Here is a 16,869-nt window from a genome sequence, read left to right as displayed (position 1 = left end):
ACTCCGGGGCTGTTCCGTCAGCCCGGGGCTGTTCCATCACCCCGGGTCTGTTTCGTCACCCCGGGACGCCCGCAGCCGGCGCTCACACCTCGACGCGTGCCCGCTCCACCACCGCCGCCAGGTCGAGCCCGTGCGGCAGCGTCCCGAACGCCGCCCCCCAGTCCCCGCCCAGCCGCGAGGCACAGAAGGCGTCCGCGACCTCGGGCGGCGCCCAGCGCACCAGCAGCGACCCCTGCAGCACCAACGCCATCCGCTCGACCAGCCGCCGCGCCCGTACCTCCACGGTCTCCAGATCGGCCAGCTCGGTCAGCATCGCCTTGATCGCGCCGTCCAGCCGGTGGTCGGCGCCCCGGGCCTGACCGACCTCCCGCAGGAACGCGTCCAGGGCGCCCGGCTCCCGCTGCAGCGCCCGCAGTACATCCAGGGCCTGTACGTTGCCCGACCCCTCCCAGATCGAGTTGAGCGGCGACTCCCGCAGCAGCCGGGGCATCCCGGACTCCTCGACGTAGCCGTTCCCGCCCAGGCACTCCAGGGCCTCGGCGGTCAGCGGCGTGCACCGCTTGGTGACCCAGTACTTGGCCGCGGGCACCGCGAGCCGCAGCAGCGCCCGGTCGGCCTCGCCGTCGGAGTCGTACGCCGCGGCCAGCCGCATCGCCAGCACCGTCGCCGCCTCCGACTCCAGCGCCAGATCGGCCAGTACGTTCCGCATCAGCGGCTTGTCGATGAGCAGACCGCCGAACGCGCTGCGGTGCGCGGCATGGTGGACCGCCTGGGCGACGGCCTGGCGCATCAGCGCCGCGGAGCCGAGCACACAGTCGAGCCGGGTCGCCGCCACCATCTCGATGATGGTGCGCACCCCGCGCCCCTCGTCGCCGACCCGGCGCGCCCAGGTGCCGTCGAACTCGACCTCGCTCGATGCGTTCGACCGGTTGCCCAGCTTGTCCTTGAGCCGCTGGATCGCGAAGACGTTCCGTGTGCCGTCGTCCAGCACCCGCGGCACCAGGAAGCACGTCAGACCCTCGGGAGCCTGCGCGAGCACCAGGAACCCGTCGCTCATCGGCGCCGAGCAGAACCACTTGTGCCCAGTCAGCTCGTACTCCCCGGCCGCGGCCAGCGGCACCGCGCGGGTCGTGTTCGCCCGTACGTCGCTGCCGCCCTGCTTCTCCGTCATGCCCATCCCGAACAGGACACCGGCCTTCTGTGCCGCCGGCCGCAGCCCCTGCTCGTACACCTGGGAGGTGAGCAGGGGCTCCCACTCGTCCGCGAGCGCCGGGTCCGTGCGCAGCGCGGGCACCGCCGCGTGCGTCATCGACACCGGGCAGCCGTGCCCCGCCTCCACCTGCGACCACACGAGGAAGCCGGCCCCGCGCCGCACATGCCCGCCGGGCCGGCCCCAGGCGTTCGTCAGCCCGGATGTGACCGCCTTGCCCAGCAGCCGGTCCCAGGCCGGATGGAAGTCCACCTCGTCGATCCGGTGGCCGTACCGGTCGTGCGTGCGGAGAACCGGGGGATTCTCATTGGCCTGCGCCCCCCACTGCTGGGCCTGGGCCGAGCCCGCGGTGCGGCCCAGTTCCGAGAGCTCCTGACGCGCGGGGCCGAGGAGTGCGGGCGGGAGGTGCCGCTCCACCGCCTCGGCGAGCGCCCGGTCCGCCGCGAAGACGTCGTACCCCACCAGGGGCGGAGCCTGGTTGGTCACTGTGTGGGTGCTGGTCGCCATGCCGATACGGTAAGGAGGTGCAGGCAGCAAATGAAACACCCGAGCGGCCCCCCTCCGGCCGTCTCCACCGGGTCCGGGTCCTCTACCGCAACGTCTCGAAGCGGAAGCTCGCCTGGCTGCTGCTGAAGGACACCGTCAATTCCTGCATCGAGTACCGGATCCTCGGACTCGCGGCGGAGGCGGCATTTTTCACTCTGCTGTCCCTGCCGCCGCTGATGCTGGGCGTGCTGGGACTCCTCGGATACGTCGACGACTGGACGAGCACCACCACCGTCGCCTCCATCCAGGAGAACATCCTCGGCGCCGCCGGCACGGTGCTGTCCGACCGCGGCGTCAACGAGGTCGCCAAACCCCTGCTGGAGGACGTCACCCGCGGCGGCAGGCCCGACGTCATCTCGCTCGGCTTCGCGATCGCCCTGTGGTCCGGATCGCGGGCCGTGAACGTCTTCATCGACACGATCACCGTGATGTACGGGCTCGACGGCCAGCGCGGCATCGTCGCCACCCGGCTGCTGGCCTTCCTGCTCTACATCATCGCGCTGCTGATCGGCGCGGTCGTGCTGCCGCTGGCGGTCGTGGGCCCCGACCGCCTCGTCGAACTCGTCCCGTTCGGCACGGAAGTCGTGAGCGTCCTTTACTGGCCGGTGGTGATCCTGCTCTCCATCGCCTTCCTCACCACGCTCTACCACGTGTCCGTGCCGGTCCGCTCGCCGTGGGCCGAGGACATCCCGGGCGCGCTCGTCGCCCTCGCGATGTGGGTGCTCGGCAGCTTCCTGCTGCGGATCTACCTCACCAGCACCGTCGAGGGCCCCACCATCTACGGCTCGCTCGCCGCGCCCATCGCCGTACTGCTGTGGATCGGCATCTCCGCCTTCGCGGTCCTGGTCGGCGCCGCGGTCAACGCCGCCATCGACCGCGTCTGGCCGTCCGTCGCCACGGCCGCGGCCCGCGCCGCCAACGAGCGCGTCCGCGCCGCCCACGCCGCCGAGCTGGTGGCGCGCGCCCGGGCGGCCGCGGGGGAGAGCGAGGACGCGGACGAGGGCGAGGACGGCGGGGACATGCCGTCGGAGTTCCCCGAGCGCTGGTCCAGGTTCCTGCCCCCGGACGACGTGAGGTCCCGGCTGCACACCGGGCGGGACAGCCGGGACAGCCGCGATAACCGGGATAACCGGGACAAGGCATAGCCGACCGGCGGCGCTGGGCCGGGCCGGGCCGGGTCGGGCGGGATCAGGCCGGACCGGACCGGGCCGGACTGGGCCGGACCGGATCGAGCCGGATCGAGCCGGGTCCGGCCTGATCCGGAAGACAGGCCCTAGCCTCGGAAGCGTGTATGCGGAGAGGCCGTCGCGGCTCGACGGAGCCGTCGTCTGGAGCCGCTCGGAGTCCGGCCAGGGGCCGGTCATGCCCGTGCTGCCCGACGGGTGCATGGACCTGCTGTGGACCGAGGGGCGGCTGCTCGTCGCCGGGCCCGACACCCACGCACACACTCCGGCCGACGGCCCGGCCGTCCGGTACGCGGGCGGGCGCTTCGCGCCCGGCGCCGCGCCCGCCTTCTTCGGAGTACCGGCGCATGAGCTGCGCGACCTGCGCGTCGACCTCGCGGACCTCTGGCCCGCGCACGAGGTGCGGCGGCTGGCCGAACGCATCACGGACGCGCCGGACCCGGTGACCGAGCTGGAGGCCCTCGCGCTGCGGCACGCCGCGGACAGGCCACCGCCAGACCCGCTGCTGCGTGCCGTCGCCGAGGAGTTGAACGCAGGGCGGAGTGTCGCGGCGACGGCCGAGGCCGTGGGGCTGGGCGCGCGTCAGCTGCACCGCAGGTCACTGGACGCCTTCGGGTACGGACCCAAGACGCTCGCCCGGGTGCTGCGGCTGCAGCGGGCGCTGGGGCACGTACGGGCCGGAGTGCCCTATGCGGAGGCCGCGCTCGCCGCCGGCTGCGCCGACCAGGCACACCTCGCGCGGGAGATGCGGGATCTGGCCGGGCTCACTCTCGGCGCCTATGCCGCGTTGGCGAACAGCGCGACGCCGGAGCCGTCCGGGTCGAGCACGATCGCGTAGCGCTGCCCCCAGAAGGCGTCCCAGGGCTTGAGGTGGCCACGATGGCCCGCCGCGACGAGGTCTTCGTACAACCTGTCCACCTCAGCCGGGCTGTCGCAGAGGAAGGCGAGCCCGACGCGGTCCCCGCCCTCGGGCCGCGTCCAGCCGGGATCGAAGGACCTGACGGTCTCCTCGGTGTCCCAGAGCACGCGCAGCCCGCTGGGCAGCGTCGCCTCGGCGTGCGGCGCGGAGTCGGCCTCGGCGGGAACGTCCAGGCCGAGGTGGCGGTAGAAGGCGAGGGAGGCGGCCATGTCGGCGACGACCAGGCCGACGGCATCGAGTCGTGGAGTCATGCCCTCACCGTAGGAACGGCTCCGGAGGCCGGTCTTGTACGAATCGGACGTGATCGCACCGGACGTGACCGCACCGGACGCCGTCACGTTGTGGGCCGAGCGGGAGCCGTACGCCGTCACGGTTTCGTAAGCGGCCCGGTGCGTCGTCGCAGGGCGCAGCGGACGACACTGGGCCCATGCAGAACATCCTCGTCGTCGACGACGATCCGACCGTCGCCGAAGTCGTCACCGGCTATCTCGAGCGCGCGGGTTTCGCCGTGCAGCGTGCGGCCGACGGGCCCCAGGCCCTGCGGGCGGCGGGGGAGCGCCGGCCGGACCTGGTCGTCCTGGATCTGATGCTCCCCGGCATGGACGGTCTGGAAGTCTGCCGCCGACTCCGCGGCCAGGGCGCGGTGCCGGTGATCATGCTCACCGCGCGCGGTGACGAGGACGACCGGATCCTGGGGCTCGAGATCGGCGCGGACGACTACGTCACCAAGCCGTTCAGCCCGCGCGAGCTGGTGCTGCGGGTCGAGTCCGTGCTGCGCCGCAGCGGGGCGGCCGCCGCCGGACAGCCCGGCAGCGGCGCGGTGCTCAGCAGCGCGGGCATCACCCTGGACCCGGCCGCCCGCCGCGCGCTCAAGGACGGGCAGGAACTGGCCCTGACGCTACGGGAGTTCGACCTCCTCGCCCATCTGATGCGCCACCCCGGGCAGGCGATCGGCCGGGAGCGGCTGATGCACGAGGTGTGGGGCTGGGAGTTCGGTGATCTGTCAACGGTCACCGTGCATGTCCGGCGGCTGCGCGGCAAGATCGAGGACGATCCGGCCCGGCCACGGCTCATCCAGACGGTGTGGGGCGTCGGATACCGCTTCGACGTACCGAGCGGCGATCAGCGCCCTGGTGGGGCCGGGTTCGGCGGCGGCACGGAAGGGGACGGTCCGCGTGCGTGACTTCTTCCTCATCGCTCTGTTCGCGTTTCTTGGCGCGGCCGCGGCCGGACTGCTCGGCGCCCTCGTCCTGCGCCTGCTGCGGCACCGGTCGGTCGCCGTGTCACTGACCGTCGTCGCCTCGGTGACCGTGCTCGCGATGCTGGCCGGAACCCTCGCGGTCGCCCGGGCGATGTTCCTGTCCACGCACGACCTCACCGTGGTCACGACGGTCGTCGCGATGGCCGCCGTGGTGTCTCTCGCGACCGCGCTGCTGCTCGGCCGCTGGGTAGTGGCACGGAGCCGGGAACTGGCCCTCGCGGCCCGTACGTTCGGCGAGGCGGGGAGCTTTGCCGCACCCGGCAGCGCGGCGACGGCCGAGCTCGCCGAGCTGAGCAAGGAGCTCGAGGCGACCAGCGCCAAGCTGGCCGTGTCGCGGGAGCGGGAGCGGGCGCTGGAGACCTCCCGAAGGGAGCTCGTCGCCTGGATCTCGCACGATCTGCGCACCCCGCTCGCCGGGCTGCGCGCGATGTCCGAGGCGCTGGAGGACGGGGTCGTGCAGGACCCCGAGCGGTACTTCAAACAGATCCGCACCGAGGTCGAGCGGCTCAACGGAATGGTCGGTGACCTCTTCGAGCTCTCCCGCATCCACGCCGGGGCGCTCGCGCTCACGCCCACGCGGATGTCCGTGTACGACCTCGTCGGCGAGGCTCTCGCGGGCGCCGACCCGCTCGCGCGCGAGCACGGGGTGCGGCTCGTGGGGGACCGGGTGGAGCCCGTGCCCGTCGAGGTGGACGGCAAGGAGATGACGCGCGTACTGGCCAATCTGCTGGTCAACGCGATCCGCCGGACCCCGGCCGACGGAACGGTCGCGGTCGCCGCCGAGCGCCGCGAAGACTCCGTCGTGCTGTCGGTGACCGACGGCTGCGGCGGTATCCCGGAGGAGGATCTGCCCAGGGTCTTCGACACCGGCTGGCGCGGCAGCCAGGCCAGGACCCCTCCGGCGGGGGCGGGGCTCGGCCTTGCGATCGTCCGGGGCATCGTCGAGGCGCATGAAGGGCGCGCCGATGTGCGCAATGTGACGGGTGGCTGCCGCTTCGAGGTGACGCTCCCCGCGGCGCGCTGAGAAGCGTTGCGCAGCCGTACGGGCGTCGTGCAACCGGGTGACACGAAGGCCGGCGGAGTCGGCGACCGGGTGAGGGACCCGTAGACGTTGCGCTGGTCTCGTCGTCGTGGAGGACGCCACGACGTCGTTGCGAGCTCGGTCGCCGCTCATCCGGAGCCACCACGCGAAGGACGAACCGAGCACGTCGAGCAGCCCAACAGAGCCATGCCCCGAAGAGCCCCGGGCAGGGAAGTCCTGATGCCCGTCCGTCTGCTCGCCGTCGGCCACCACGACGAGCAGATTTCAGGGAGCACCAATACTCCCGCCCGACCCACGCTCGCCGTCGACGCCACCGAGCCATCCGGTGGCCCCAGTTCATGAATGCCCGTAATTTCGTGCCGAGAGACAGCCCGAGCGCGTGCCGTGAACTCAATCAAGGCGGGGTCACAGGAGATGTCCGCATACGTTTGTGAACTCTCTGGAGGTAGGAGTGTCGAAGCCGCCACGCCGTGCCGTGCTGGGGCTGATCGGGGCAGGAGCATTGGGAATGGCGGCCAACGCCTTCCGCAGCCGTCCGGCACCCGGCGTGAAGGAGGCCGGGTTCTCCGTTGTACCTCGCCCGGTCGAGCCGGTGGTCCTGACTCCTTCGCACTCCATAGCCGAGGAGAACCGCCTTGCAGGGTCCAAGGATTGGATATCCCGCCCGGACATCCCCATGGCTTCCAGCGATCGGCAGGGCAACATCATGGGGTATGCGTCCGCCACCTCAGTGGGACACGGCGGCGTCATCGACTTCCATGTGTCCGTACGCCGTCCGCAGAATTTCCGGGTCACCGTATTCCGAATAGGTGATTACGGCGGCAAGGGCGCCCGGCTGCACGCGACCAGCGAAAGCCTCCAGGGCAGGTACCACCCCGTGCCCATGTCCGATCCGAAGACCGGGACCATCGCCTGCGCCTGGCCCGTCTCGTGGAGGCTGCGTATCCCCGCGGGCTGGATGTCCGGGCTTTACCAGGCCGTGTTCACCGCCGATGACGGATATCGCAGCAGCACGCCATTCGTGGTACGGGCGGCGCCCGAGCGGGCGTCCGACATCTTGGTGGTGCTGCCCTTCGCCACGTACCAGGCGTACAACATCTGGCCCAAGAACGGTCGGACCGGAAAGAACCTCTACCGCGGATACCAGGACAACGGAAATCTCGGCGGCGCCGACGAGCGGGCGTACAAGGTCTCCTTCGATCGGCCCTATTCGGACGCCGGCGTTCCGAGTTGGTTCTCGATGGATACGAGCTTCATCCGCTGGGCCGAGCGGGCCGGACATGATGTGACCTATGCCAGCAATATCGATCTGCACGACGGGACGGTGGACACGACCAAGTACCGGGCAATCTTCTTTCCGGGCCACGAAGAATACTGGTCCAAGCCGATGCGCGATGCCGCCGAGCGGACCGTCGGGGCCGGCAAGCATCTCGCGTTCCTCGCAGCGAACAACGTTTACTACCACGTCCGGATGGAAAAGTCCGCCGACGGCCGGGTGAATCGGGTCATGACCTGCTACAAATCAGCCAACGACCCTGCGGCCCCCCCGTTGTTGCGCACCTCCCGCTGGCGGGACATCAGCCCGGACGGCCGATACGCCGAGCAGGGCCTGCTCGGCATCCAATTCAACGGCCTCGTGCACAAGCCCGCACCGATGGTCGTCAAGGAGAGCGGCCACTGGCTATGGGCGGGAACCGGGCTCCATTGCGGCGACACGCTGCCGGGGATGGTCGGCGTGGAAGCGGACGCCTTCGACCCGGCGGCCCCCAGCCCGCCCGGCGCCCGACGGACCCTGCTGGCCGAGTCGCCGTACCACGACCCGCGCGCCGTCAGGACTGCGAAGGTCCAGCACACCGCGCTGACCGAGTACCCCAGCGGGGGCATGATCTTCGTCGCGGGCACCTTCCACTGGGCACTGGCCCTGGACGACCCGGACCATCTGAACACGCGGATACGGCAGGCGACCAAGAATCTGGTCACCCGCCTGCTGGCACAGCCCAACCGCTCCGCCGAATGAGGTCGACGACGGCAACCGCCGCGCCCGGGGTCGCGCTCTACTCGCCGGTGTCGGGGCGGGCAGGCTGCTGCGGTTTCGGGAGATGCCGGCTGGAGCATTTCGAGCCTCGGCGGGCCGCGCGCACGAGCAGTCCCAGCAGGAACGCCTGGAAGATGTACGAGAACAGGAGGATGAACCACATGGTTGCGTCGGTCTCTGCCCAGGCGCCCAGGGAGTCGACAACTGAAAGCAGAACAGCGCCTGTCGGCACGGCGAGCAGCAGGGCGAACAGCCCTGCTGCCTGGCTGCCGTTGTCTCCAGCGCCGATCAGCAGCAGAAAGAGGGCGAGACCGAGGTAGACACCCGAGAGCCAGTTGCCGAACGTAAGGCGCGCGAGTGTGCGCAGTGGCCGAGCTCCGGAATGCATGCTTCTCCTCGTGAATATCGGCGGGCGTTCGTGCCCGACAGCCGTCCGCGCCCGGCAGGTTGCCGTCTCCGTGGGGCAGGCCCCGCTCGGCCGCTCGCGGTGATCACCATCATGGGTCCGCACGGCCGCCCGCGCCTGAGTACAGCTACCTGTCCGGTGCCTGGGTAGCCGCCGTCGGCAATGGTCAACGTCTTGCCGACGGCAGACTTGGCTCCGGATTCCTCCCAGCCGCGGGAGTCTTGCCGGTTGCCCGGCACGGGTCGGCCGACCACGACGGCCAGGCGGGTATCGGCATCGATGACCACCTGATGTGCCATGGAACAGCGGTAGTTCTTCGATTGCTCGGCCACCGAGTGGTCGCGGGTGGGCACGAGGGTGCCGTCGACGATGAGGACCGTGTCCTTGCGGAACCGCTTCCGTGGCCGGAGCGCGAGTAGCGGGCCGAGGTGGTTGATGATCCGGTCCCCCGGCCGACTTCACGGCCCGGCCTTGCCGCCCGAGGCCGTGGCCCACGGTCCGACGACCCCCGGCCGGACGGCCACTGCCACGCGAACCGCCGCCCCGCACCAGGAGTAGGCCCTTCGCCCCGGGAGCCCCGTACGCGGGCTCCCGGGGTCCGGGCTGGTGGGGCCGAACGGTGGGGAGGCAGTACGGCCCGGGGCAGCGCCCGCCGTCACAGGCCGTGGCGCCGGTCGCCGAGGACGCGCTCGCAGACCTCCCGTTCCAGCTGCGGGGAGAACACCTCGCGGCGGGCGGCGACGGCGTGCCGGGTCTCCTCGGCGATCAGGTCGGCGTTGATCGCCGCAGCCGCGCGGACACCCGCCGCCGCGGCGCCGACGAGCGTGTCGGTCAGGTTGGTGACATTGCCGGCCACCCAAACGCCGGGGACCTCGGTGGCGCCGGTCGCGTCGGCGGTGATGTGGCTGCCCACCACCTGTCCGAACATCTCCAGCTCCGTGGTCCGCAACCCGAGGCCGCGCAGCATACCGGCGCGCGCGGTGAAGCGCGGGGCCACCACCAGGGCCTGCGTGGGGATCGGCCGGCCGTCGGCCAGCACCACGCCGCTCAGCCGTGCATCGGTCAGGTCCAGGCCGGTCACCTCGCCGCTGACCACCGAGATGCCGCGGGCAGCCAGCTGCTCGTACTCCTCGTTGCCGGGTTCGGGCGCGGTGTGCAGGAAGAGGGTGATGCGGTCGCTCCACTGCCGCCACAGCAGCGCCTGCTGCACCCCCGCGGGGCCGGTGGCCAGGACGCCGATCGCCTGGTCGCGGACCTCCCAGCCGTGGCAGTACGGGCAGTGCAGGACGTCCTGCCCCCACAGCTCGGCCAGACCGGGCACCTCGGGCAGCTCGTCGACCAGGCCGCTCGTCACCAGGAGTCGGCGGGCCAGGTGCGTCCGCCCGTCCTCCCGTACGACACGGAAGCGCCCGCCCTCGATGCGCTCGGCCGTGACGACGCTGCCGGTCACGATCTCGCCGCCGTAGCCGGTCACCTCCTCGCGGCCCGCGGTCAGAAGCGACAGCGGCGGAGCTCCGTCGCGGGTCAGATAGTTGTGGGAGTGCGAGGCCGGGGCGTTGCGCGGACTGCCCGCGTCGATCACCAGGACGGAGCGGCGGGCGCGGGCCAGGGCCAGCGCACCGCTCAGTCCGGCAGCTCCGCCACCGACGACCACGACGTCATGGATCCGGCCTGGTTGCTCCGGCTGCTCCGGCTGCTCCGGCTGCTCCGGTTGGTCCGATTGCACTGACTGCACTGTCATGTGACGCACCTCCTTCACGGAGACAGTGCTGCCGTGCCCCGGAGTCCGGCAAATGTTATTGCCGAAACGGCAAGAGGTGCGTCAGGGCGTTCAGAGCGCGTCAGAGCGCGCCGTACACGGCCTCGATCAACGCCATCTTGCGCGGATCGTCGGCGATGTGCGGCCCCATGCGGTTCATGACGTATCCCATCGACAGGCCCGACCCGCCCGCCTCCGGGTCCGCGAGGCCGCAGGAGCCGCCGTAGCCGTCGTGGCCGAACGCGCGCGGATTGGGACCGTACGAGCGGTTCGGGCCGCTCAGCCACAGACCGAGGGCCACCTCGGTGTCGTGCGCGAAGCCCGCCCCGAGGACGAGGTCCCGGCACGCGCCCTGGCCCTCCCGGACCCGCTCCGCGGCCTCGGGGGAGAGCACCCGGTGCTCACCGATGAGACCGCCCGAGGCGAAGATCCCGTACAGCGCGGCGACCGCGCGGGCCGTACCGTGCCCGTTGGCGGCCGGGATCTCGGCGGCCCGCCACTGCGGCGTGTTCGCTTCCGCCGCGCCCACACCGGGGTTGATCAGCGCCGCCAGCGCGGCGGGCGCCAACTGGGCGAAGACCGCCGCCTGTTCGCTGTCGCCGGCGGCCGGGGGATGCGCCAGCTCGGCGGCGCGCTCCGCCTCCTTCTCCGGGAGGCCGATCGTGAAGTCGATGCCGTACCGTCCGGTCACCTCCTGGTGCAGGAACTCGCCGGGGAGCAGTCCCGTGATGCGCCGCACCACTTCGCCGACCAGGAAGCCGTACGTCATCGCGTGGTACCCGGACCGCGTGCCGGGCTCCCACCACGGCTCCGTCGCGGCCAGCCTGGAGGTGGTCAGTTCCCAGTCGTACAGCTCGGCGAGCGAATGCGGCTCGCGCAACCCGGCCAGGCCAGCACGGTGCGAGAGGAGATGCCGTACGAGAACGGCCTCCTTGCCCGCCGCGGCGAACTCCGGCCAGTACGAGGCCACCGGGGCGTCCAGGTCGAGCAGTCCGCGGTCGGCGAGGATGTGCGCGCACAGCGCGGTCGGGCCCTTGGTCGTCGACCACACATTGACCACGGTGTCCCGCTCCCAGGGCCTGGTCCGTGCCCCGTCCGCCCAGCCGCCCCACAGGTCGACGACGGTCTCACCGCCGGCCATGACGGTGACCGCGGCGCCCAGTTCGCCGCGCTCGCGGAAGTTCTCCTCGAACGCGGCGCGCACCGCGGAGAACCGCTCGTCGCAGTGACCCTCGATCAGTGGAACAACTGGTCGGTCCATGGCTCCTCCGTACGTACGTCCGGCGATGCCTAGAACATACCGACTGGTCGGACCGTCGTGAAGGTCCGTGCAACAAGGGCCCCGATAGCAAGGGCGGGCCCTGACGGCAAGGGCCCCGACAGCAAGGGCTCCGCACCGAAGGGCCGTTGTCAGTGCCATGGGGCAGGGTGGACGGTGCCCCGGCGTATTCACATGAGAGGAAGGCCGACCGATGAGTGTCACCGCCCTGATGACGTACCGCGAACGAGCCGCCGCCCAGGCCTATCTGCGCCTGCTCGGCGCCGTCCGCGCCTCCCTGGCCGCGCCTCCCGGCTCCGCCCCGCCACCCGTCGTCCTCACCGCCCCCATGGCGGAAGCCGACCAGGCTCTCGCGGCTGCGGGCCTCGCGGGCAACGAGGCGGAGCTCTTCGACCTGGTGACGGAGCTTCACACCGGCGGCGTCACGCGTCGTGGCGCAGGGGCGTGAGCTGCTCGATGTCGTAGCGGGCCCGCAGTTCCGCGATCGCCGCATGGTCGGGCGGGCCGCCCGCCTCGAGGATCTCGACGAGTTCCTCGAAGTAGCGTTCGTGATCCGGGGGCGGGGACGACTGGAAGAACATCCTGGCCGGTTCGCCGCTGCGGTTGGCGAAGGCGTGCGGGCAGCCCGGGGGGACGACGAGGACCGTGCCCGGGCATGCCCGGACCACGCGGCGGCCCGTGGCGGACTCCCAGTGCCGCCAGTCGTCGCGGGTCCGTACGCGCGGCTCGAAGGCGAGGATGTCGAGCTCGCCTTCGAGCACGTAGAAGAGCTCCTCGCTGCGCGTGTGCACATGGGCGCCGACGTCGAAGCCCGGCGGCACCACGACCTCGAAGCTGGACGAGACGCGCGAGTGCTCGCCGGTGACCTTGAACGTCACTTCCTGGGCCGGCGTGCGCAGCGTCCTGCCCTGCCCTTTCGGTACGACCAGGCCCTCGGGGGACCCGGCGAGGACGGCTCTGTCCGGGGCGCCGATCTGTGCGGTCACCACGTCACCGGCAATCCCTCGGGACCCCGGATCAGCGCTCCGGGCCGCCAGCGGAGCTCCTCGTCGGGGACGGCGAGGCGCAGTTCGGGGAAGCGGTCCAGCACGGTGGAGACGAGCAGTTCGGTCTCGAGCCGGGCGAGCAGGCCGCCGACGCAGTAGTGCGGGCCGTATCCGAACGCCACATGGGGGTTTGGGCTGCGCTCCAGCACGATCTCGTCCGGGTCGGCGAAGACGTCGGGGTCGCGGTTCGCGGCCAGGTACGAGACATGGACGGCCTCGCCCGCCCTGATGTCGTGGCCCGAGACGGTCACGTCCTCCCTCGCGATCCGGCCGAGACCGACGGCGTTGCGGTGCGGGATCCAGCGCAGCAGTTCGTCGATGCCCGAGGCCCGCAGCGCCGGCTCGGCCCGCAGCCGGGCCTGCACTTCGGGTCGCGTGAGGAGTATGTAGACCATGTTTCCGGTGTTGTTGGTGACCGCCTCGCCACCGATCTGGATGAGCAGCGCGAGGCCGACCGCCTCCGGCTCCGTGACCTCGCCGTCCGCGACGGCTGTCGCGAGCAGCCCGATCACATCGTCCCCGCCCGTGTCCCGTCGCTGCCGCAGCAGTTCGGCGAAGTACGCGCACATCTCCGTCTTCGCCCGCTCGCTGCGCTCCACGCCCTGGGAGGAGGAGAGGATCAGCGCGGTCCACTCGTGCATCCTCGGGCGGTCGGGCGCAGGCACGCCCATCAACTCGCAGACGACCGCCAGCGGGAACGGGGCGAGGATCCGCTCGGTGAGGTCGGCCGGCGGTCCGTCGCGCAGCACACCGTCGACGAGTTCGTCGAGCATCTCCTGTGCCCGCCTGCGCAGCCGCTCGACGGCACGGGTGGTGAACGCGGGCGCGACGGCCCGGCGGAGCCGGGTGTGGTCCGGCGGGTCCTCGAAGCCGACTGCCCCGTCGGCCGGGATGAAGTGCGGGGCGAGCCGCGTGACATCGTGCTCCATGACCGCCTTGCGGCTGAAGCGCGGATCGTTCGTCACCAGCCGCACATCGGCGTAGCGGGTCGCGAGCCAGGCCCAGCCCTTCCCGTTGGGGAGTCTGACGCGGGAGATCGGACCGTCCCGCATCAACTGGGCGAGCACGGGGTCGAAGTCGACGCCGGCAAGATCCTGGGCCGGCCAGAAGCGGACGGGTGGGCGGGCGGTCGCCTTGGCCGTCGTCGTCTCGCTCCGCATGGTTCAGGTCCTCTCCGCGAGCGCGTCGGAGGGCCGGCGGCCGTCGGGTATGGACCAGCGGCCCAGCGACATCTCGGCGGTGATGCCGGGCCCGAAACCGGCGAGGATGCCGCATGCCGAGTCCTCCGTGCCGCCCTCTTCGAACAGCCTGCGCAGGGCGTCAAGGACGACGGCGCTCGCGATGTTGCCGTACTCGGTCAGCGTGGCCCGGCTGAAGCGGAAGGCCTCGGGCGGCACTCCGAGAAACATGCTGAGGTCGTCCAGGATCCGCGGCCCGCCCGCGTGGATGATGTAGAAGTCCAGCGTCGTGGCGTCCCAGCCGTGGTCGGCTGCGAGTTCCTTGAGGGCCGGAGCGAGCGGCTCCATCGTGCCGGGCACGCGCCTGTCCAGCTTGAAGTGGAAGCCGGTGGCGCGGACGTCGTAGGCGATCCAGTCCTCGGTGTGCGGGACGAGATACGAGCCGTTGCGCTCCAGATCGACGCCGAGGCCGCCCCGCCCGCGGACGACCGCTGCCGCCACGCCGTCGCCGAACAGGCCGTTGGAGAGCAGATTGCCGACGTTCACATCGGTCGGCTGGTAGCAGAGCGAGCAGAACTCGCAGGCCACTATGAGGGCGTTCGCTTCGGGATAGGCGGTGCAGAAGTCGTGCGCGCGATTGATCGCGGCACCGCCCGCCGCGCATCCGAGCTGGGCGATCGGCACCTGACGGACATCGGTGCGGAAGTCCATGGTGTTGATCAGCCACGCGGTGAGCGACGGCATCATGAAGCCCGTGCACGAGACGAAGATGATCACGTCTATGTCCGTGGTGCGGAGCTCGGCGTCCTCCAGCGCCCTGACGATGACGGCGGGCACGCGCGCCTTGGCCTCTGCTTCGTAGACCGCGTTGCGCTCCTCGAAGCCGGGGTGCTGCAGCGTTTCCTCGATGGGGCGCAGCAGGTGCCGCTTCTCCACCCCGGTGTTCCGGATCAGGCGTAGCGCCAGCTCCAGTTGCGGGTGGTCCGCGTGAACGGATCGTGCCAGATCAAGGGTCTGCTCCATGGTGATGACGTGCTCGGGCACGGACACCGCGGGTTTGCACAGAGTGGCCATGACATGCCGCCCTTCTCTCGCGTTCCATCAAAGGATCTGCGACGGGAGGCCGTTGCGCGCGCCGGGGAAGGCGCTTCCCGTTGCGCCGAACGGGTGATGAGAAGGCCCGGCCGCGCCGATGGACCGCCGATCGGGAATGGATGGGTTCCTGAAGGGGGCCGTAAGCGCTCACCAGGCACGATCCGTGATCGTGCGTGAGCACAATCCGGGAGATGAACCCGATGACGTCAGAACCCGAGACGGAGGCCGTTCCCGGGCCCGGCCACGGGACCTTTGCCGGGCCCGGCCACGGGACCCTTGCCGGGCCGAGGACATCGACGGGAGCCGGCGGCTGTCCCGTGACCGGTGGCGGATCGCGGCGGGAGGGCGCTTACGACGGGCGCTCACGTGACGTGTCACGTGAGGTGTCTCGTGACGAGTCGCACGACGAGTCATACGCGTCTTCGTACGAGGCACCCGACGACGTGCACGACGAGCGGTCCGTCCATGACTGGACCCTCGAGGACTTCCCGGCCCTGGAATTCGACCCCTTCCTGGTCTCGCTCCTCCGCGACGAGCCGGTGGCCCGGATCCGGCTGCCGTTCGGCGAGGGCAGCGCCTGGCTCGTGACGCGCTACGAGGACGTCAAGCAGGTCTCGTCGGACCCCCGGCTCAGCCGCAAGGCCCTCGCGGAGCGCGAGGTGACGAGCAGCTCGCCGCACGCCATCGCCGCGAAGCACGCCGCCCTCAACTACGCGGACCCGCCGCACCACAACACGCTGCGCCGGGTCGTCGCCCGGGCCTTCACGGGCAGGAGCATGCAGCGGTTGCGACCCATGGCCCAGCGCACCGCGGACGCCCTGCTGGACGACATGGAGCGGCGCGGGTCCCCCGAGGACCTCATGGAGCATCTGCACGGGCCCTTCCCGCTCTCCGTCGTCAGCGATCTGCTGGGACTGCCGGAGGACGAGCGCTCGGAGATGACCTCCTGGGCGAACGTGATCATGACACCGCGCCCGTCCCCCTCCCGCAGCAAGGAGGCCAAGAACACGGTCCATGAGGTCGTGGTCGGGCTCATCGACCGGCGGCACACCGAGCCTCGCGACGACCTGGCCGGAGTCCTCGCGGCCGCGGTCCGGGCCGGTGAGATCAACGAGGACGAGGCGGTCTCGCTGGCGACGGCGATCCTGGTGAGCGGCGCGCATGCCGTGCGCAACAACAGCGCAAACATGGTGTACGCGCTCCTCACCCATCCGGAGCACCTCGCGCGGCTGCGCGCCGTGCCGGAGCTGCTGCCGCACGCCGTCGACGAGCTGCTGCGCTACATCCCGCACCGCAACGGCGTGGGTCTGCCGCGCATCGCCACCGAGGACCTCGTGATCGGTGACGTACGGATCAGGGCGGGCGAGGCGGTCTACTGTTCGTATCTCGCGGCGAACCGGGACCCGGCCGTGTTCGGCGACCCGCACACGCTCGACTTCGACCGTGGGCCCATCGCGCACCTGTCGTTCGGCTTCGGGCCGCACCACTGCGTCGGTTCGATGCTGGCCCGCATGGAGTCCGAGATCATGCTCGCGACGCTCCTGGACCGCTACCCGCGGCTCGCCCTCGCGGTGCCGCCCGAGCGGATCGAGTGGGAGGAAGGCGCGTTGATCCGCGGGCCCAAGTCCCTTCCCGTCAGCTGGTGATGCCGCCGTGGAATGCGACCTGCGGATTGTGCACGGGAACCCCGACGAGACCGAGCTGGCGGCCCTGCTGGCGGTGCTCACCGTGATCGCCTCCCGGCGCGAGGAGGACCAGGCGGCCGCCTCCGAGTGCCGGTCCCGACGGGCTCACTGGGACCGGGCCTGGGTTGGTGGCTTCCAGCCCAGCGGGTCCTGGCGGGTGCGGGACAGGACGCTGGTGGCGTTCGAACCCGGAGCCCGCTGAGGACCTCCCCCGCTGAGGACCT

Annotated in this window: 17 protein-coding genes and 1 pseudogene; 9 read left to right on the top strand and 9 right to left on the bottom strand. The window is 71.2% G+C overall.

Annotated elements, in window-relative coordinates; genetic code table 11:
- Window positions 1-82 precede the first annotated feature (82 nt).
- Complete coding sequence (locus ACWCXB_RS14385; RefSeq protein WP_450722570.1) at window positions 83-1,717, bottom strand: acyl-CoA dehydrogenase family protein; 1,635 nt, start codon at window positions 1,715-1,717, stop codon at window positions 83-85.
- A 17-nt stretch (window positions 1,718-1,734) separates the two neighbouring features.
- On the opposite strand from ACWCXB_RS14385, the gene ACWCXB_RS14380 reads away from it, so the two are divergent.
- Complete coding sequence (locus tag ACWCXB_RS14380) at window positions 1,735-2,901, top strand: YihY/virulence factor BrkB family protein (protein WP_450722568.1); 1,167 nt, start codon at window positions 1,735-1,737, stop codon at window positions 2,899-2,901.
- Between the two features lie 142 nt (window positions 2,902-3,043).
- Window positions 3,044-3,778 (top strand): helix-turn-helix domain-containing protein, encoded by a 735-nt coding sequence (locus ACWCXB_RS14375; RefSeq protein ID WP_450722566.1) that lies wholly within the window; start codon window positions 3,044-3,046, stop codon window positions 3,776-3,778.
- On the opposite strand, the gene ACWCXB_RS14370 is transcribed toward ACWCXB_RS14375, so the two are convergent.
- The gene (locus ACWCXB_RS14370; protein ID WP_450722564.1) at window positions 3,718-4,110 is read right to left on the bottom strand and encodes a VOC family protein; all 393 of its coding nucleotides are present in this window, start codon (window positions 4,108-4,110) and stop codon (window positions 3,718-3,720) included. The two genes, ACWCXB_RS14375 and ACWCXB_RS14370, sit on opposite strands and share 61 nt — an antisense overlap.
- A 176-nt stretch (window positions 4,111-4,286) precedes the next feature.
- Here ACWCXB_RS14370 and ACWCXB_RS14365 point away from each other — a divergent pair, with 176 nt between their 5' ends.
- From ACWCXB_RS14365 to ACWCXB_RS14350, 4 genes are all read left to right on the top strand, one after another.
- Window positions 4,287-5,042 carry a response regulator transcription factor gene (locus ACWCXB_RS14365; RefSeq protein ID WP_450722562.1) on the top strand — a complete coding sequence of 252 codons (756 nt, stop codon included), beginning with the start codon at window positions 4,287-4,289 and terminating at the stop codon, window positions 5,040-5,042.
- Window positions 5,035-6,144 (top strand): sensor histidine kinase, encoded by a 1,110-nt coding sequence (locus tag ACWCXB_RS14360; RefSeq protein WP_450722560.1) that lies wholly within the window; start codon window positions 5,035-5,037, stop codon window positions 6,142-6,144. Before ACWCXB_RS14365 ends, ACWCXB_RS14360 begins: the two co-directional genes overlap by 8 nt.
- Window positions 6,145-6,381: 237 nt before the next feature.
- The gene (locus ACWCXB_RS14355; protein ID WP_450722558.1) at window positions 6,382-6,504 is read left to right on the top strand and encodes a hypothetical protein; all 123 of its coding nucleotides are present in this window, start codon (window positions 6,382-6,384) and stop codon (window positions 6,502-6,504) included.
- Between the two features lie 133 nt (window positions 6,505-6,637).
- Window positions 6,638-8,179 carry a N,N-dimethylformamidase beta subunit family domain-containing protein gene (locus tag ACWCXB_RS14350; RefSeq protein WP_450722556.1) on the top strand — a complete coding sequence of 514 codons (1,542 nt, stop codon included), beginning with the start codon at window positions 6,638-6,640 and terminating at the stop codon, window positions 8,177-8,179.
- Window positions 8,180-8,216: 37 nt separating this feature from the next.
- Here the strand turns inward: ACWCXB_RS14350 and ACWCXB_RS14345 are convergent, their stop codons facing one another.
- From ACWCXB_RS14345 to ACWCXB_RS14330, 4 genes and pseudogenes are all read right to left on the bottom strand, one after another.
- A complete protein-coding gene (locus ACWCXB_RS14345) occupies window positions 8,217-8,585 on the bottom strand; it encodes an SCO4225 family membrane protein (protein WP_450722554.1) in 369 nt (122 codons plus the stop codon).
- A 125-nt stretch (window positions 8,586-8,710) separates the two neighbouring features.
- Window positions 8,711-9,046: pseudogene (locus ACWCXB_RS14340) on the bottom strand (transposase); the annotation flags it as partial.
- 212 nt (window positions 9,047-9,258) lie between these two features.
- Window positions 9,259-10,344: an NAD(P)/FAD-dependent oxidoreductase gene (locus ACWCXB_RS14335; RefSeq protein WP_450722552.1), complete on the bottom strand. Its 1,086-nt coding sequence runs from the start codon at window positions 10,342-10,344 to the stop codon at window positions 9,259-9,261.
- 100 nt (window positions 10,345-10,444) lie between these two features.
- Window positions 10,445-11,623 carry a serine hydrolase domain-containing protein gene (locus ACWCXB_RS14330; RefSeq protein WP_450722550.1) on the bottom strand — a complete coding sequence of 393 codons (1,179 nt, stop codon included), beginning with the start codon at window positions 11,621-11,623 and terminating at the stop codon, window positions 10,445-10,447.
- Between the two features lie 211 nt (window positions 11,624-11,834).
- Between ACWCXB_RS14330 and ACWCXB_RS14325 the strand changes: the two genes are divergently transcribed.
- Window positions 11,835-12,089 carry a hypothetical protein gene (locus ACWCXB_RS14325; protein WP_450722548.1) on the top strand — a complete coding sequence of 85 codons (255 nt, stop codon included), beginning with the start codon at window positions 11,835-11,837 and terminating at the stop codon, window positions 12,087-12,089.
- On the opposite strand, the gene ACWCXB_RS14320 is transcribed toward ACWCXB_RS14325, so the two are convergent.
- From ACWCXB_RS14320 to ACWCXB_RS14310, 3 genes are read right to left on the bottom strand one after another with little or no spacing between them, the layout of a single operon-like run.
- Window positions 12,064-12,630 carry a cupin domain-containing protein gene (locus ACWCXB_RS14320; protein WP_450722546.1) on the bottom strand — a complete coding sequence of 189 codons (567 nt, stop codon included), beginning with the start codon at window positions 12,628-12,630 and terminating at the stop codon, window positions 12,064-12,066. The two genes, ACWCXB_RS14325 and ACWCXB_RS14320, sit on opposite strands and share 26 nt — an antisense overlap.
- Complete coding sequence (locus ACWCXB_RS14315; RefSeq protein ID WP_450722544.1) at window positions 12,624-13,847, bottom strand: cytochrome P450; 1,224 nt, start codon at window positions 13,845-13,847, stop codon at window positions 12,624-12,626. Before ACWCXB_RS14315 ends, ACWCXB_RS14320 begins: the two co-directional genes overlap by 7 nt.
- Window positions 13,848-13,850: 3 nt before the next feature.
- On the bottom strand, window positions 13,851-14,939 hold the full coding sequence (locus tag ACWCXB_RS14310) for a type III polyketide synthase (RefSeq protein WP_450722542.1): 1,089 nt from the start codon (window positions 14,937-14,939) through the stop codon (window positions 13,851-13,853).
- A gap of 464 nt (window positions 14,940-15,403) precedes the next feature.
- Here ACWCXB_RS14310 and ACWCXB_RS14305 point away from each other — a divergent pair, with 464 nt between their 5' ends.
- Window positions 15,404-16,606: a cytochrome P450 gene (locus tag ACWCXB_RS14305; RefSeq protein WP_450722758.1), complete on the top strand. Its 1,203-nt coding sequence runs from the start codon at window positions 15,404-15,406 to the stop codon at window positions 16,604-16,606.
- A gap of 7 nt (window positions 16,607-16,613) precedes the next feature.
- Window positions 16,614-16,847 (top strand): acyl-CoA carboxylase subunit epsilon, encoded by a 234-nt coding sequence (locus ACWCXB_RS14300; protein WP_450722540.1) that lies wholly within the window; start codon window positions 16,614-16,616, stop codon window positions 16,845-16,847.
- Window positions 16,848-16,869 lie beyond the last annotated feature (22 nt).

Source organism: Streptomyces sp. NPDC001514 (genome assembly GCF_053597075.1).
This window is presented reverse-complemented; position numbering and strand designations above follow the sequence as displayed.